The 13,164-nt window shown below is 67.8% G+C and carries 10 protein-coding genes and 1 tRNA gene; 8 read left to right on the plus strand and 3 right to left on the minus strand.

The genetic code is table 11. The features are described 5' to 3' along the window. Position 1: 1 nt before the first annotated feature. Together prfA and hemA are read right to left on the minus strand one after the other, a co-directional pair. Positions 2-1,084 (minus strand): peptide chain release factor 1, encoded by a 1,083-nt coding sequence (gene prfA / locus AC5P7X_RS10655; RefSeq protein WP_005415394.1) that lies wholly within the window; start codon positions 1,082-1,084, stop codon positions 2-4. Beyond that, positions 1,062-2,345 (minus strand): glutamyl-tRNA reductase, encoded by a 1,284-nt coding sequence (gene hemA, locus AC5P7X_RS10660; protein ID WP_005415395.1) that lies wholly within the window; start codon positions 2,343-2,345, stop codon positions 1,062-1,064. The genes prfA and hemA overlap by 23 nt, the downstream gene beginning before the upstream one ends. A 63-nt stretch (positions 2,346-2,408) precedes the next feature. On the opposite strand from hemA, the gene AC5P7X_RS10665 reads away from it, so the two are divergent. From AC5P7X_RS10665 to ychF, 8 genes are all read left to right on the plus strand, one after another. Then, the gene (locus tag AC5P7X_RS10665; RefSeq protein WP_329843562.1) at positions 2,409-4,094 is read left to right on the plus strand and encodes a tetratricopeptide repeat protein; all 1,686 of its coding nucleotides are present in this window, start codon (positions 2,409-2,411) and stop codon (positions 4,092-4,094) included. Next, complete coding sequence (gene lolB, locus AC5P7X_RS10670; RefSeq protein ID WP_372485469.1) at positions 4,091-4,750, plus strand: lipoprotein insertase outer membrane protein LolB; 660 nt, start codon at positions 4,091-4,093, stop codon at positions 4,748-4,750. The genes AC5P7X_RS10665 and lolB overlap by 4 nt, the downstream gene beginning before the upstream one ends. Continuing rightward, complete coding sequence (ispE, locus tag AC5P7X_RS10675; RefSeq protein ID WP_495214793.1) at positions 4,747-5,616, plus strand: 4-(cytidine 5'-diphospho)-2-C-methyl-D-erythritol kinase; 870 nt, start codon at positions 4,747-4,749, stop codon at positions 5,614-5,616. The genes lolB and ispE overlap by 4 nt, the downstream gene beginning before the upstream one ends. Positions 5,617-5,627: 11 nt before the next feature. Continuing rightward, positions 5,628-5,704, plus strand: a tRNA-Gln gene (locus AC5P7X_RS10680). Positions 5,705-5,844: 140 nt separating this feature from the next. Beyond that, positions 5,845-6,804 carry a ribose-phosphate diphosphokinase gene (locus tag AC5P7X_RS10685; RefSeq protein ID WP_005415400.1) on the plus strand — a complete coding sequence of 320 codons (960 nt, stop codon included), beginning with the start codon at positions 5,845-5,847 and terminating at the stop codon, positions 6,802-6,804. A 110-nt stretch (positions 6,805-6,914) separates the two neighbouring features. Next, a complete protein-coding gene (locus AC5P7X_RS10690; RefSeq protein WP_005415401.1) occupies positions 6,915-7,532 on the plus strand; it encodes a 50S ribosomal protein L25/general stress protein Ctc in 618 nt (205 codons plus the stop codon). A 48-nt stretch (positions 7,533-7,580) separates the two neighbouring features. After that, on the plus strand, positions 7,581-8,159 hold the full coding sequence (pth, locus tag AC5P7X_RS10695; RefSeq protein WP_329843558.1) for an aminoacyl-tRNA hydrolase: 579 nt from the start codon (positions 7,581-7,583) through the stop codon (positions 8,157-8,159). 142 nt (positions 8,160-8,301) lie between these two features. Then, the gene (gene ychF / locus AC5P7X_RS10700; RefSeq protein ID WP_005415403.1) at positions 8,302-9,393 is read left to right on the plus strand and encodes a redox-regulated ATPase YchF; all 1,092 of its coding nucleotides are present in this window, start codon (positions 8,302-8,304) and stop codon (positions 9,391-9,393) included. Between the two features lie 462 nt (positions 9,394-9,855). Here the strand turns inward: ychF and AC5P7X_RS10705 are convergent, their stop codons facing one another. Further along, positions 9,856-13,095 (minus strand): autotransporter family protein, encoded by a 3,240-nt coding sequence (locus tag AC5P7X_RS10705; protein WP_495214795.1) that lies wholly within the window; start codon positions 13,093-13,095, stop codon positions 9,856-9,858. Positions 13,096-13,164: the final 69 nt, after the last annotated feature.

Raw genomic sequence — 13,164 nt, forward strand, 5'->3', positions numbered from 1 at the left:
CTCAGCCCGCCGACAGCTGGGCCAGGGCGTCGACCTGGTGTTCGTGGCTGAGCCGCTGCAGCAGCGGGTCGAGGTCACCGGCCAGGATGTTGGGCAGGTCGTACAACGTCAGGCCTTCCACGCGGTGGTCGGTGATCCGGCCCTGCGGGAAGTTGTAGGTGCGGATGCGCTGGCTGCGATCGCCGCTGCCGACCTGCAGGCGCCGCGACTCGGCCTGTGCCGCGTCCTGGCGCTGGCGCTCGGCATCGAGCAGCTGCGCCTTCAGGCGCTTCATCGCCTTGTCGCGGTTGGCGTGCTGGCTGCGCTCGGTCTGGCACTCCACCACCACGCCGGTTGGCACATGGGTGATGCGGATCGCGGACTCGGTCTTGTTGACGTGCTGGCCACCGGCGCCGGACGAGCGGAACGTATCCACCTTCAGGTCGGCCGGATTGATGACGATGTCATCGACTTCGTCGGCCTCGGGAATGATCGCCACGGTGGCGGCCGAGGTATGGATGCGGCCCTGCGATTCGGTGGCCGGCACGCGCTGCACGCGGTGCGTGCCCGATTCGAACTTCAGGCGCGAGAACGCACCCCGGCCGACCACACGTGCCACCACTTCCTTGTAGCCGCCATGCTCGCCGGGGTTGTCCGATTCGATCTCGACCTTCCAGCCCTGGCGTTCGGCATAGCGGGCGTACATGCGGAACAGGTCGCCGGCGAAGATCGCGGCTTCGTCGCCGCCGGTACCGGCGCGTACTTCCAGGAACAGGTTGCCTTCGTCGCGCGGATCGCGCGGCACCAGCAACAGGGCCAGTTCCTGTTCCAGCTCCTGCAGGCGCGCCTGGGCGGCGGCGATTTCCTCGTCGGCCAGCTCGCGCAGATCGGGGTCGGCACGCATGCCTTCGGCGGCGGCCAGGTCGGCCTTGGCACGGGCTTCATCGGCGAGCGCGGCAGCGACCGGCTCCAGTTGGGCGAATTCGCGCGAAAGGTCGCGGAAACGGGTGTTGTCGGCGACCACATCGGGTTCGGCGAGCAGGCGTTCCAGTTCTTCGCGGCGCTCGGCCAGCGCTTCCAGCTTACGGCGCAGGGTCGGCGTCATCGGGTCTCACGGGTGGGTGGCGGTAGCCCGGCGTGGCCGGGAACAGGCGCTCGGCGGCGCGGGTCAGGTCGGCATCGCCACTCAGCGCGGCGGCGCGCAGTGCGGCGGTCGGCGGGTGCAGCAGGCGGTTGGTCAGGCCGTGGGCCAGCAGTTCCAGCACTTCGTCGGCGGGCTTGCCGTTGGCCAGCTGCTGGCGTGCGCGCTCCAGCAACTCGGCGCGGGTGGCCTCGCCGAACGCACGCAGCTGCCGCAAAGGCGCCTGATGGGCACTGGCCTGCTGGGTCTCGACGTAACGCGATACCTGCAGGTCGATGATCGCCTCGGCTTCGGCGGCGGCCTCGCGGCGGCCACGACGGTTGTCTTCCACCGCGCGTTCCAGATCATCGACGGTGTAGAGGAAGGCATCGTTGAGCGTGCCGACCTCGGCTTCGATGTCGCGCGGAACGGCCAGGTCGAACAGTAGCATCGGCTTGTGCCGGCGTGCACGCAGGGCCTTGGCCACCATCTCGCGATGGATCACCGGCTCGCGCGCGGCGGTGGCCGAGAACACCACGTCGGCCTCGCCCAGGTGGCGGTCCAGTTCGGTCAGCGGCAGGGCCACGCCGCCATGGCGGCTGGCCAGTTCCTGCGCGTGGGCCAGGGTGCGGTTGGCGATCAGCAGCCGCCGCACCTTGCCTTCGCTCAGGTGCCGTGCAGCCAGCTCGATGGTCTCGCCGGCCCCGACCAGCAGCACGGTGGAGTCGTCCAGCCGGGCGAACGCGTTCTGCGCCAGGCGCACCGCGGCCGACGCCACCGATACCGGGTTGGCACCGACCTGGGTATCGGTGCGAGCCCGCTTGGCCACCGAGAAGGTCTGCTGGAACAGGCGGTCCAGGCGCTGGCCGAGCAGGCCATGGTCGCGCGCGGTCGACCAGGCGTCCTTCACCTGGCCGAGGATCTGCGGTTCGCCCAGCACCATCGAGTCCAGCCCGGTGGCGACCCGGAACAGGTGGCGCACAGCCTCGGCATCGGCATGCTGGTACAGATAGCCCTGCAGGTCGCCGGCCTGGCTGCGCAGCCACTGGTCCAGCGCCTGTGCCGACTCGGCCACGGCGTACAGCTCGGTGCGGTTGCAGGTCGACAACAGGACCGCCTCGGCGATCTGCGGGGTATCGCGCAGCGAGCCCAGCGCACGCGGCAACGCCTCACCGGCGAAGGCCGCGCGCTCGCGCAGCTCTACCGGTGCGGTCTGGTGATTCAGTCCGAGCACCCACAGGGTCATTGTTCAGTTGCTTGCGATAAGCTGCTGGCCATTGGACGACATTTTAAGGCCCCGATGCCGACGATGCCCGCATTGATTCGCATCCCCAGTGTTCTGCTGCTGTCCCTGGCCTGCGCCCAGGCCCTGGCGGCGGTGCCGGCCAAGGCCCCCGTGCGGGCCGCGGCCACCGGGGAACTGGCGCTGGAGCCGGTGATGGCCGGTGAGTTCGCCCTGCAGGCCGGCAAGCTGGCCGAGGCCGCGCGCTGGTACCTGCAGGCCGCGCAGCAGACCGACGGCGACGCTGGCCTGGCCGAGCGCGCGACCCGTATCTCCATGCTTGCCAATGATGACGCCAGTGCCGCCAAGGGCCTGGCCCTGTGGCAGCAGCGCGCCCCGCGTTCGTTGACCATGCGCAGCGCCGCCGGTGCGCTGGCCATGCGCCAGGGCGATGTGAAGGCCGCCCGCACTGAATTGCAGGCGCTGCTGGCCGACCCCGACGAGCGCGGCTGGAAGTTCGCCCTGGCCGCGCTGATCGGCGGTGGCCGCGACCCGGCGGTGCCGGCGCAGGTGCTCGGCGAGCTGGTCGATGCCAATGCGATTCCGCCGAAGATCGAGGCCTGGCAGGAGTTCGGCCGCCTCGCCCTGCGCATGGACAAGCCCGACCTGGCGCGGCGCATGATCGAAGAAGTGGTCAGGCGCTTCCCCGAAGAACCGCGCGTAGCGTTGCTGCGTGCCAGCCAGCTGCAGCAGGCGGGCGAGACCGACAAGGCCTTGTCGCTGCTGCACGACGTCGAGCCGAAGACACGGCAGGACCCCGAGCTGCGCAATGCGGTGGCCATCGCCTACGACAGCCTGGGGCAACCGGCTGCGGCCGAGCGCGTACTGGCATTCGGCCCGCAGGATGTGCAGACCTGGGGCATGCGCGCTTCACTGTTGGCCAAGCAGGGCGACAAGGCGGCGCTGTCCAACCTCTACAACGAACTGTCGCGGCAGGCGGCCAAGCCGGACCCCGCGCAGCGCCTGTTGCTGGGCAAGATCGCCGAATACCTGAAGCGCTATCCCGAGGCGGTGCAGTGGTACCACAGTGTGCCCGGCGGTGATGAGCTGAGCGAGGCGCGCCTGCGTGCGGCCAACGCCCAGGCCCTGGCCGGACGGCTGCCGCAGGCACTGGATGAGGTGCACGCGATCCAGTCCGACGCGGTGGTCGATGATGATGTGCGCCGTGACGCGTATCTGCTGGAGGCCGAGCTGCGCCAGCGCGGCGATGACAGTGCTGGCGAGCTGGATGCGCTGGCCCGCGGCCTGGCCGCCTACCCGGATGACAATGGCCTGCTGTACGCCCGCGCGCTCACCTGGGAGCGTCGTGACGATATTCCGCGCGCCGAGGCCGACCTGCGCAAGATCCTGGTGACCGACCCGGAAAACGTGCCGGCCCTGAATGCCTTGGGCTACACCCTGGCTGACCGTACCGGGCGCCTGCAGGAGGCGCTGGAGCTGATCGACCGCGCCCGCGTCGCCGAGCCGGACAACGCCGCCATCGTCGACAGCTATGGCTGGGTGCTGTATCGCCTGGGCCGCAAGGACGAAGCGCTGGTGCAGCTGCGCCGGGCCTGGACCCTGGCCAAGGACCCGGAGATCGCCGCCCATGTCGGCGAGGTGCTGTGGGTGCTGGGCAAGCATGACGAGGCCCGCCACTTCTTCGACGAAGCGGCCAAGCTCGACCCTGAAAACCGCGCGCTGCTGCGCGCCCGCGAGAAATTCAATCCATGAGTGTTTCCCTGATCCGGCCGCTGCTGTTGGCGGCTGCGACCCTGGCGGTGACCGCCTGTACCAGCGTGGGCACGCAGAAGACCCCGCCACCGGCGGTGGTCGAGACGGTCTCGGCCGAAGCGGCGCAGGCCGAAGCGGCGCGCGTGGCCGCCCTGCATGCACAGCCGGACTGGGCCTTCCAGGGCCGGGTCGCGGTCAGCAAGGGCAAGGACGGCGGCAGCGGTCGCATCGACTGGAAGCAGCAAGGCCGCCGCTACGTGGTGGAGTTGAGCGCGCCGGTGACCCGGCAGAGCTGGAAGCTGACCGGTGACACCCATTCCGAAGCTGGCCGCCTGGAAGGACTGGCAGGCGGTCCGCGCGACGGCGAGGACGCCCAGCAGCTGTTGCTGGAAGCGACCGGCTGGGACATTCCGGTCAACCAGTTGCCGGAGTGGATCCGTGGCCTGGTGGCCGGCGACACCGCCGGCCCCGAGACGGTCGAACGCGACGGCGAAGGCCGGCCCCGCCGCATGCAGCAGATGGGCTGGCAGGTACAGTACCTGGACTGGTACCCGGCCGACGCCGGACGGCCGGCGCTGCCGCGCCGGATCGAGGCCAGCAACGGTGACGCCAAGGTGCGCCTGCTGGTGGACGAGTGGGGGCAGGGCACGCCATGAGCGGGGCAGTCGACGACGCGGGCTGGTCCTGGTGGCCGGCCCCGGCCAAGCTGAACCTGTTCCTGCACATTACCGGCCGCCGGGCCGACGGCTACCACGAACTGCAGACCGTGTTCCGCCTGCTGGACTGGGGGGACCGCATCGGCCTGCGCCTGCGTGAAGACGGCCAGGTGCGCCGGCAGGGCGAGGGCCTGGCCGGCGTGGCCGAGGCCGATGATCTGGCGGTGCGCGCCGCACGCATGCTGAAGGAAGCGGCGAAGGTTGCGCAAGGTGCTGACATCATCGTCGAAAAGCACGTTCCTGCCGGTGGTGGATTTGGCGGCGGTTCGTCCGACGCGGCCACCGTTCTGGTGGTACTGAACCGGCTCTGGCATGCCGGCCTGGATGAAGATGCCCTGGCCGCGCTGGGCCTGCGCGTGGGCGCCGACGTGCCGGTGTTCGTGCGCGGCCGCAACGCCTGGGCCGAAGGGGTGGGCGAGCGCCTGCAGCCGATCACGCTGGCGCCGGCCTGGTATGTGGTGGTTGAACCGGGCGTTCATGTTCCCACGCCGGCCCTGTTTGCAGACCCGGATTTGACGCGCGACAGCCCAGTGGCGAAAATAGAGGACTTCGCTTCCGGGACCCTGGTCGGGAACGCGTTCGAGCCGGTGCTGCGCCGCCGTGAGCCTGCCGTCGAGGCAGCGCTTGCCGCGTTGAGCGACATCGGCACGGCGCGGCTGACCGGTTCGGGAAGTGGTTGTTTCGTCGAATTCGCGTCGCAGTCTGCTGCAGAGCAGGGACGGTCGAAATTGCCGAAGGAGTTGCGGGCAAGGGTGGCAGCGGGCGTTGCGCGTTCGCCACTGCTGGATGCACTCGAGCAACACTGATTTATCAATGCAGGGGCGTCGCCAAGAGGCCCAAGGCACCAGGTTTTGATCCTGGCATTCGTAGGTTCGAATCCTACCGCCCCTGCCAATAGCGGCTGTGTCCGCGCCTTCCAGCGCATCGCCCGCGCGGGACGTGGAAACAACCGCGGTGTTGTCAGCAGCAAGGGTCCATCCGGGTCCTTGCCGCCCCCGGATCCCCGCCACTCGTCCCCGCCCGAGACAATCATGATGCAAGAGTCCCCGAACCTGCTGGTCTTTTCCGGCAACGCCAACAAACGTCTGGCGCAGAACATCTGCAAGGAACTGGGGGTTCGCCCGGGCAAGGCGCTGGTCTCGCACTTCTCCGATGGTGAAGTGCAGGTGGAGATCGAAGAGAACGTCCGCAAGCAGGACGTGTTCGTGATCCAGCCGACCTGCGCGCCGAGCGCGGAAAACCTGATGGAACTGCTGGTGCTGATCGACGCGCTCAAGCGCGCATCGGTGGCCAGCGTGACCGCCGTGGTGCCGTACTTCGGCTACTCGCGCCAGGATCGCCGCATGCGCTCCTCGCGCGTGCCGATCACCGCCAAGCTGGCGGCCAAGATGTTCAGCACCGCGGGCGCTGATCGCGTGCTGACCGTCGACCTGCACGCCGACCAGATCCAGGGCTTCTTCGATATTCCGGTGGACAACGTGTATGCGTCCCCGCTGCTGCTGGCCGACATCTGGCGCGCCTACGGCACCGAGAACCTGATCGTCGTCTCGCCGGACGTGGGCGGCGTGGTCCGCGCCCGTGCGGTGGCCAAGCGCCTGGATGACGCCGACCTGGCGATCATCGACAAGCGCCGCCCGCGCGCCAACGTCTCCACCGTGATGAACATCATCGGCGACGTCGAAGGCAAGACCTGCGTCATGGTCGATGACATCGTCGATACCGCCGGCACCCTGTGCGCCGCTGCCGCTGCCCTGAAGGCGCGCGGTGCGCTCAAGGTCGCCGCCTACTGCACCCACGCGGTGCTGTCGGGCCCGGCGGTGGACAACATCACCAATTCCCAGCTCGACGAACTGGTGGTGACCGACACCATCCCGCTGAAGGACGCCGCGCGGGTGTGCAGCAAGATCCGCCAGCTGAGCGTGGCGGAAATGCTGGCCGAAACGATGCGCCGCATCGCCTTCGGCGAGTCGGTCAGCTCGCTGTACGTGGACTGAGTTTTTCGTCCCTGCCGGCAACGGCGGGGACATACCCCGGGTGCTTCTGGTCGCGGAAGCATCTTCAACCGCCAAGCCGCAAGGCGAGGCAACAACCTGAGTAGTCGAAAATGTCGAAGACCCATGAAATCAAGGTCACCAAGCGTGAACTGCAGCGTAAGGGTGCGAGCCGCCGCCTGCGTCACGCGGGTGTGATCCCGGCCATCGTGTACGGCGGCAACGCCGAGCCGGTCGCCATCAGCCTGGACCACAACGAAATCTGGCTGGCCCAGCAGAACGAGTGGTTCTATGCCTCGATCCTGGACCTGAACCTGGACGGCCAGGTGCAGAAGGTCCTGCTGCGTGACATGCAGCGCCACCCGTACAAGCAGCTGATCATGCACCTGGACTTCCAGCGCGTGAACGAGAACGAAGCCCTGACCGCTTCGGTCCCGCTGCACTTCGTCAACGAAGACACCTCGCCGGCCGGCAAGGCTGCCGACGTCGTGGTCACCCACGAACTGAAGGAAGTGACCATCACCTGCCTGCCGAAGGACCTGCCGGAGTCGATCGAAGTCGACCTGGGCGAGCTGAAGGCCGGTGACGTGGTGTACCTGTCCGACATCAAGCTGCCGAAGGGCGTGGAAATCCCGGCCCTGGCGCTGGGCAAGGACCACGACGACGCCATCGTCACCGCCAAGGCCGGCAAGGCCGACGCGGCTGACGAAGAAGCGGCTGCCGCCGAGTAATACCGCTACGGTGCCTGCCTCCGGGCAGGCACCGTACTGGAAGGAACCATGGCAGGACTGCGACTGATCGTCGGTCTGGGCAACCCCGGATCGGAACACGCCCGGACCCGGCACAATGCCGGGTTTCATTTCGTTGAGGCCCTGGCGGAAAAAGCCGGTGCGCGATGGAATGTGGACAGCAAGCTGTTCGGTGAGACCGCCAAGGTCGAGATCGCCGGGCAGACGGTGTGGCTGCTCAAGCCCGCCACCTTCATGAATCTCAGCGGCAAGTCGGTCACCGCCGCACAGCGGTTCTGGAAGATCGAGCCGGAGGAAACCCTGCTGGCCCACGACGAACTGGACCTGGCGCCCGGCGTGGCGCGGCTGAAGTTCGACGGTGGCCACGGCGGCCAGAACGGCCTGCGCGACACCATGCGCCTGCTCGGCCACGGCAAGTTCCATCGCCTGCGCGTGGGCATCGGCCATCCCGGCCACAAGGACCGCGTAGTGGGTTGGGTGCTGGGGCGCCCGTCGAAGGACGACGACGTGCTGATTGCACGTGCCATCGATGATGCGATCGACGTGATGCCGCTGGCGGTACAGGGCGATTTCAACGAAGCGATGAAGCGGCTGCACACCCCGAAGTAAACCGCTTTGGGTAGGTGCCAACCTTCCCGATTCCGGTGGGTGCCAACCTTGGTTGGCACACAATGATCGACACCGAGATGGATTGGCCAAGCAGCGCGCGCGCTGTTTCACCAATCACTTTCACCCCAGAGAGCTGTCACCCATGGGTATCAAATGCGGCATCGTCGGCCTGCCCAACGTCGGCAAGTCGACCCTGTTCAATGCGCTGACCAAGGCGGGTATCGCCGCGGCGAACTTCCCGTTCTGCACCATCGAGCCGAACGTCGGCATCGTGCCGGTACCGGATCCGCGCCTGAACGAGCTGGCGGGCATCATCAACCCGCAGAAGGTCATCCCGACCGCGGTCGAGTTCGTCGACATCGCCGGCCTGGTAGCCGGCGCCGCCAGCGGTGAAGGCCTGGGCAACAAGTTCCTGGCACACATCCGCGAAGTCGATGCGATCACTCACGTGGTGCGCTGCTTCGAGCACGGCGACATCGTGCACGTGGCCGGCAAGGTCGATCCGATCTCGGACATCGAAACCATCGATACCGAACTGGCCCTGGCCGACCTGGACAGCGTCGAGAAGGCACTGAACCGTGCCGAGCGTGCGGCCAAGGGCGGCGACAAGGATGCAGCGGCGCGCAAGCCGGTACTGGCCAAGCTGCAGGCGGCGCTGTCGGAGGGCAAGGCCGGCCGCTCGGCCGGCCTGGACGAGGAAGAGAAGGCGCTGGTGCGCGACCTGTTCCTGCTCACCCTGAAGCCGGTGATGTACATCGCCAACGTGCTGGAAGACGGTTTCGAGAACAACCCGCACCTGGAAGCCGTGCGCGCGCATGCCGCCGCAGAAGGCGCGCAGGTGGTACCGGTGTCGGCCGCGATCGAAGAAGAGCTGTCCCAGCTCGACGACGAGGACCGCGATACCTTCCTGGCCGACCTGGGCCTGAGCGAGCCGGGCTTGAACCGCGTGATCAACGCGGCCTACAGCCTGCTCGGCCTGCAGACCTACTTCACCGCTGGCGTGAAGGAAGTCCGTGCGTGGACCGTGCGCAAGGGCGCCACTGCCCCGCAGGCCGCCGCGGTCATCCACACCGACTTCGAGAAGGGCTTCATCCGCGCCGAAACCATCGCGTATGACGACTTCATCAAGTACAAGGGCGAAGCCGGCGCCAAGGAAGCCGGTCGCCTGCGCCTGGAAGGCAAGGAATACCGCGTGCAGGAAGGCGATATCCTGCACTTCCGCTTCAACGTCTGATCCGGCGGCAACGGATCGACCCCGGACGCCCCGCCCTGTGCGGGGCGTTCGCGTTTCCGCGGCTGGACAAATAAGTGCCACGTGGGGAAACAGCTGTTGCACAAGGCTCGCAGGCGCTTATCCACACCAAACCCCCACCGCTTTCCACGCGTGATGTGGAAAACCGGTGGGGTCGGATCCCATTCCCGTGGAATGGGATCCGACCCCGGGCAATGGATAAAATTTCACCACATACCGAAACGTTTGCGGTGCAATGCTCGCACCCACTTGTCCACACCAAATCCCAATCACTCTCCACGGCGGATGTGGAAAACCGCAGATGGGCATGGACAAAAAAACGCCACACTCTGAAATGCTTGCGGCGTGGGGCTCGCGGAGACTTGTCCACACCAAACCCCCACCGCTTTCCACGGCCCGTGTGGAAAAAAGAACCCGGCACTCCCTTGCCGGGTTATTCCCGCATCACCAGTTGTACGAGACGCCCAGCTGGGCACCGACGTCGCGGAAGCCCATGCCGCCGCTCTGCCGGCTCAGTTCGCCCCAGCCGCGCCAGCCGCCGGACAGATCCACCTGTACACCGGCCTTGGCCTCGTAGATGTCGCGCGGTAACTGCCGCTGCAGCCGTTCACCGTCCATCGCCAGGCCCGCGCCATTGCCGCCGGACCACCAGTTCACTGCCACGTACGGATGCACCTGGCCCTGCGCCGCGCTCAACCCACGGCTGTACAGGCGCAGGCCGAGGCGAGTGCTGGTCTCGTCACCACCGCGGTCCTCGACCACCGTGCCGTTGGCCTCGACCACGCGGTCGCTGTCATAGCGGCTGTGCACCACCTGCAGTTGCGGTTGCAGGTAGATGCCGCGCTGCGCGGTGCGCCGCAGGGGCAGCACATAGCCAGCTTCGGCCGATGCACTCCAGTTGCGGGCGTCATAACGTTCCTTCTGCAGTCCATCGCCCTGCACGCTGTTGCGGAAGCGGCCGTACTGCAGCCAACCATCCACATAGGCGCCGTCTTGCATGCGTGCATCCTGCAGCCAGGTGGCATAGGCACCCACACTGCTGCCGGTGACCACGCCACGCGCGGTGTAGCCGGTCACCTGCGAGCGGCTGTTATTGCGCGCGCGGCCGTGGCCGAGCATCGCACCTGCCTGCAGTTCGCCCGCGCCGCCCACCTCGAAGCGACGGCCGACGCCGACCAGCACGCTGCTGATCTGCCCATCGACCTGGATCTGGCGGCTGCGGTCGTGGCTGTCGGGCTGCGCGCTGCGAAGGTGCATCCAGGCCACGGCATCGCTGCTGGCGCCGGCCTCGGCGGCGGGGTCACCGGCGCGGTCGTGCAGGCTGTGCCGGAACATGCCCAGCGCGGCGCTGCGGTTGGCCAGGTAGGCCGCCGGTTCCGGGCGTTCCACCTGCGGGCGCGGTGGATCGATCGGCGGCTCCGGCGGCAACGGTGGATCGACCGGCGGTTCCGGCGGTGACGGTGGATCGACCGGCGGCTCCGGCGGCTGCGGCGGATCAATCGGCGGTTCCGGCGGATCGACGGGTGGCACGTATTCTGAACGCAGGTACCAGTTGCCATCATCCGGGGTCGACACGCCGCCCTTGAACAGGAAGTAGTCGTAGGCACCGGCGACCGCGCGTCCCTGCAGGCTGAACTGTGCATCGGACTGGCCGCCAACGGTGATCACGCGGATACCCTCCTGCGTCAGTGCACCGGCACCGCCGGCATTGCGCACGCTCACGCTGGCAGTGCCGCTGCTGTTGCCATTGATGACCAGCTGGTCGCCCAGCGAAGTGTCGTCACCCAGTGCACGGTTGAAGATCCACTGACCACCGTTGCCCACATAGTCGCCGCTGACAGTGACGGTCTTGAAGCCGCTTGCCCCCGGGGCATCGAAGGCGATGGTGCCGGCGTGTTCGAGCGCGCCGACGCTGGAACTGGCACGCACGTTCCACTGGCTGCTGCCATCCAGCGCAAGCTGTGCGACCTGGTAGCCTGAGTCGTTGCGCAGGGCACCGCTGAACGTGGTGCCGTCGCCCAGCACTATGCGTACGTCAGCCGTTGCGCTGTCGACCACCACGTCACCGCGCAGCGTGCTGGCGTCGGCGCTGAAGTCGATGCGGCTGGTCGCCACGCTGCTGCCATCGGTGAACACCGTGTCGCTGACGCGCAGCAGGCGCCCGCTGCCGTCGCCTGCGGTCACATCGCTGCCATTGACGGTCAACGCATGGTTGCTGCCTTGCAGCCAGAACGCGGCGCCGCTGGCGGTCTCGATGTGGCTGTCATTGAAGGTGGCGCGGTTCCAGTACGGACCGAACGCGGTCAGGTAGGAGCGGTAGCCACCGCTGTTGCTCCCGGTCATGCGGATGTCCAGGCGATCGGCCTGGGTCAGCCGCGCGGTGTTCATGTGCACGATGCCGAACACGTTCTCGCCGTCGCCGCGGATCGCAACGGTGTCGAGCAGCGCGGTGGCGGTGGAGCCACCGATGAACACGCCGCCACCCCCGTTGCCGCGCACGTCGATCAGGTTGCCGGTGGCTTCGATGCGACTGGCGGTGCTGCCGGTGGAACCGGTCACGCGTACGCCATAGGTCGCATCGCCGTGCGTGGTGATCCGGCCGCCCTGCACGGTGGCGACCCCGCCAGCGATCTCAACGCCGTAGCCGTAGGTGTCGGTCCAGGTGTCGATGGTGCTGTCGGTCAGCTGCAGGCGCGACTCATCGCTGGCCAGCCAGAATCCGGAGTAGCCGTCGCGGACATCGAACGCGGCATCGCGGGCGGTCAGCTGGCCCCAGCTGTTGATGTTCACGCCATAGCCACCGACGGTGTAGAAGCTGCCGCCGTTGATCACCGCGCTGGAATAGGTCTTGCTGATGCGGCTGCCGAGCAGGCGCATGCTGCCGCCCACCGAGTGCGCTTCCACGTTCTCCAGCAGCACGCTGCCACCACTGTCGATATCGAACCAGCCGCCGTCCATGTAGGTGTCGTACAGCTCGGCACGGCTGCCCGCGCCATCAACGGCAACGCCCGCGAGGATGCCGCCGGGGGCGAGAGTGATGCGGCTGTCGCGGATCGTCAGCAGGCCGGCGCTGTCGGCGCGCAGGCGGGCACCACTGTCGGCACTCATCTGCAGATTGTCCAGGTGCGCTTCACTGCCCTTGCCGGAGGCGCCGATCAGGGTGCCGACGCCGCCGGTCATCGCGATGCGGCCGCCGGTGTAGTGGACAACGCCACCGTTGTAGGCCTGTACGACGCCGAATCCGCTGCCGTTGCGCGTGGCATCGATGTCGACATCGCGCGCATCGATCACACTGCCGGCACCATTGGCATACAGTGCGTAGAAGCCAACACCGGTGGCCGGTGCGATCGACAGCGTCGCCCCGCGCAGTTGTGCCTGGCCGCCATTGGCGGCAGACACGGCGCTGCCATTACCAGTCACGTTGATGCGGCTGCCGTCGATCAGTGCGCTGCTGCCAGCGCCGGTGACGGTCAGTGCGAAGCTGCCCGAGCCATGGGTGAGGACATCATCGGCACCGAGCTGCAGGCTGTTGCCATCGCTGACCTGCAGGGGCCCGGTCAGATCGGCGGCGTGGACCGGCAGTGCCGCCCACAGGGCGGTTGCCAGCAGGCTGGGAAGGAGGGAAGCAGGCGCGAGGCGCGCGCGCCCGGACGCACGGCGGCGCCGAGGGGGGGAGGCATACATGCTGTTGGACTTCCTGTGGCAGGGCGCAGCAGGGCTGCGCGGACTGGCGCGGCAGGGCCGCGTCGCTGC

It is taken from the genome of Stenotrophomonas sp. YJH_SMC_53, from assembly GCF_059369995.1.

Coding starts and splice junctions, on each gene's coding strand:
- lolB (WP_372485469.1), top strand. CDS start 4,091: ATGAGTGTTTCCCTGATCCGGCCGCTGCTGTTGGCGGCTGCGACCCTG.
- AC5P7X_RS10705 (WP_495214795.1), bottom strand. CDS start 13,095: ATGTATGCCTCCCCCCCTCGGCGCCGCCGTGCGTCCGGGCGCGCGCGC.
- pth (WP_329843558.1), top strand. CDS start 7,581: ATGGCAGGACTGCGACTGATCGTCGGTCTGGGCAACCCCGGATCGGAA.
- AC5P7X_RS10665 (WP_329843562.1), top strand. CDS start 2,409: ATGCCCGCATTGATTCGCATCCCCAGTGTTCTGCTGCTGTCCCTGGCC.
- ychF (WP_005415403.1), top strand. CDS start 8,302: ATGGGTATCAAATGCGGCATCGTCGGCCTGCCCAACGTCGGCAAGTCG.
- prfA (WP_005415394.1), bottom strand. CDS start 1,084: ATGACGCCGACCCTGCGCCGTAAGCTGGAAGCGCTGGCCGAGCGCCGC.
- AC5P7X_RS10685 (WP_005415400.1), top strand. CDS start 5,845: ATGCAAGAGTCCCCGAACCTGCTGGTCTTTTCCGGCAACGCCAACAAA.
- AC5P7X_RS10690 (WP_005415401.1), top strand. CDS start 6,915: ATGTCGAAGACCCATGAAATCAAGGTCACCAAGCGTGAACTGCAGCGT.
- hemA (WP_005415395.1), bottom strand. CDS start 2,345: ATGACCCTGTGGGTGCTCGGACTGAATCACCAGACCGCACCGGTAGAG.
- ispE (WP_495214793.1), top strand. CDS start 4,747: ATGAGCGGGGCAGTCGACGACGCGGGCTGGTCCTGGTGGCCGGCCCCG.